Origin of the sequence: Streptomyces sp. NPDC006265, from assembly GCF_040613555.1 — a bacterium.
Lineage (GTDB): Bacteria > Actinomycetota > Actinomycetes > Streptomycetales > Streptomycetaceae > Streptomyces.
On sequence record NZ_JBEXSH010001149.1, the window covers coordinates 1 to 2,307 of the forward strand.

Consider the following 2,307-nt stretch of genomic DNA (forward strand, 5'->3'; position numbering starts at 1 on the left):
GCCCGCCTTCTCATCTGCTGTGGAGCTAAGGAGAATTGAACTCCTGACCTCCTGCATGCCATGCAGGCGCTCTACCAACTGAGCTATAGCCCCTTGCCGGTGCTCCGCCGGGTTCCCCCGGCGGCGACGCCAACATTACTGGCCCATCAGGCCCAACGCCAAATCGGTTTCACTTTACCCGAAATGCCCGTTATGCCGTGACGAACGAATAGAACCGCTTGAGCGTGCAGTGCTCCTCCAGGAGCCGGCCGTAGATCGGCTCGCCCTCCAACTCGCGGTACGTCTCGATCGGGTCGCCTTTTATGATCAGCGCCCGCGCGCATTCCTCGCACCAGTACTGGTAGTCGGGATTGATCGGCTCCATGTCGCGGACGATCGGAGTCCCGCTGCCGCACCAGTCGCACTTCCGCCTGTGTGCACCCATCGATCAGCTCCAGCTGTGGCCGCAGGCCGTGCACACGTAGGAAATCCCGCCGTTGTCGCCGAGCATCTGGGCCACATGCGCGGAACCGCAGGAAGGGCAGCTGAGGCGGGTGGACATGTCCCGTGTGATCGCTGCTTCGAGGAGGTGGTCGACCTCCTCGAGGATGCTCGCAGGCATCGCTACTCCTCCCGTCGGGCCGCGCCCCCTTCCGGCCGTTTGATTCTGCCACGGCCGGACCAATACGGTCAGCGACGCCTCAGTACCAGTCCGGACACGGCACCCGGCGGGGCCGTAGAGGTATACGCCTCAGCGAGCCCGAGCGACTCAAGCCGGAGCACGAAAAATCCCGCACCCTGAGCGGGAACGGGATCTTGACGTGGAGCTAAGGAGAATTGAACTCCTGACCTCCTGCATGCCATGCAGGCGCTCTACCAACTGAGCTATAGCCCCTTGTGCTCTCCCCGCCTGGCGGGGCGAACAAGAAGAACTTTAGCCTGCGACCTGCCGGAAAGTGAAATCCGGGGTCAGTCGTCGTCGCCGAGCACCGGTTCCGGCAGGGTGCCGGCGTTGTGCTCCAGCAGCCGCCAGCCGCGGGCGCCTTCGCCGAGCACGGACCAGCAGCAGTTGGAGAGTCCGCCGAGGCTCTCCCAGTGGTGGGGATCGAGACCCAGCAGGCGGCCGATGGTGGTGCGGATCGTGCCGCCGTGGCTGACCACGACGAGCGTGCCGTCCTCGGGGAGCTTCTCGGCGTGCCGGAGCACCACGGGGGCGGCGCGGTCGGCGACCTCGGTCTCCAGCTCGCCGCCACCGCGGCGGACAGGCTCGCCGCGCTTCCACGCGGCGTACTCCTCGCCGTACCGGGCGATGATCTCCTCGTGCGTCAGGCCCTGCCAGGCACCCGCGTAGGTCTCGCGCAGCGCCTCGTCGTGGGTGACGTCGAGGCCGGTCAGCGTGGCCAGCTCGGCGGCCGTGGCCGCGGCGCGACGGAGATCGGAGGCGACCATCGCGTCCGGCTTCAGGGAGGCGAGCAGCCGGGCGGCGCGGCGGGCCTGGGCGAGACCGGTCTCGGTCAGCTCGACGTCCGTGCTGCCCTGGAAACGGCGCTCCACGTTCCACGAGGTCTGGCCGTGCCGCCACAGGATGATGCGACGGCCTCGGCCCTTCCCGGCGGACGCCTCACTGAGGGAGGTCACCGCCAGTCACCGTCCAGCTCCGCCGCCTCCTCGGCCGCCCGCAGTTTGGCGTGCTCCTCGGCCTTCCCGCGGGTGGCCTTGGCCTCCTCGGGCAGCTCGACCTCGGGGCAGTCCTTCCACAGGCGCTCCAGGGCGTAGAAGACGCGCTCCTCGCTGTGCTGGACGTGGACGACGATGTCGACGTAGTCGAGCAGGACCCAGCGGGCCTCGCGGTCGCCTTCGCGGCGCACCGGCTTGGCGCCGAGTTCCTTCGAGAGGCGCTCCTCGATCTCGTCGACGATCGCCTTGACCTGGCGGTCGTTGGGCGCCGAGGCCAGCAGGAAGGCGTCCGTGATGGACAGCACGTCACTGACGTCGTAGGCGACGATGTCGTGGGCCAGCTTGTCGGCGGCCGCCTGGGCGGCGGTGTTGATCAGCTCGTGAGAGCGGTCGGTCACGGTCACTACAAGGCTTTCGGTCGGCGGGCACTTGGCACCAAGGGTCTCACGGACCGCCGCCCGCCCCCCACGCGATGACGCGGATCACATGGGGAGCGGCCTTTCGCCGTCTAGTGCCGCGGCAGGCAACGTTTGCCCGTTGAGGAGCGGCGTCCGGCGCGTGCTCTCGGCGTGCCGGCCGGAAGCCCTCGTACTGGACGTACTCGGGGTTTCGGCCGGTGCGGCGAGTGGGGGTACCCCCTGCTCGAGCGGA

General features: G+C 68.3%; 4 protein-coding genes and 2 tRNA genes. All 6 read right to left on the reverse strand.

The window, feature by feature from the left end; all coding sequences use genetic code 11:
• Positions 1 to 20: 20 nt before the first annotated feature.
• A tRNA-Ala gene (locus tag ABZ281_RS46375) sits at positions 21 to 93 on the reverse strand.
• A 97-nt stretch (positions 94 to 190) separates the two neighbouring features.
• Entirely contained in the window at positions 191 to 424 is a 234-nt protein-coding gene (locus ABZ281_RS46380; RefSeq protein ID WP_006136074.1) for a hypothetical protein, read from the reverse strand.
• A gap of 3 nt (positions 425 to 427) precedes the next feature.
• A complete protein-coding gene (locus ABZ281_RS46385) occupies positions 428 to 601 on the reverse strand; it encodes a hypothetical protein (protein ID WP_298561518.1) in 174 nt (57 codons plus the stop codon).
• Between the two features lie 200 nt (positions 602 to 801).
• A tRNA-Ala gene (locus ABZ281_RS46390) sits at positions 802 to 874 on the reverse strand.
• 74 nt (positions 875 to 948) lie between these two features.
• On the reverse strand, positions 949 to 1,617 hold the full coding sequence (locus tag ABZ281_RS46395) for a histidine phosphatase family protein (protein WP_356664529.1): 669 nt from the start codon (positions 1,615 to 1,617) through the stop codon (positions 949 to 951).
• Positions 1,614 to 2,060: a ribosome silencing factor gene (gene rsfS / locus ABZ281_RS46400; RefSeq protein ID WP_031108827.1), complete on the reverse strand. Its 447-nt coding sequence runs from the start codon at positions 2,058 to 2,060 to the stop codon at positions 1,614 to 1,616. The genes ABZ281_RS46395 and rsfS overlap by 4 nt, the downstream gene beginning before the upstream one ends.
• Between the last annotated feature and the right edge of the window lie 247 nt (positions 2,061 to 2,307).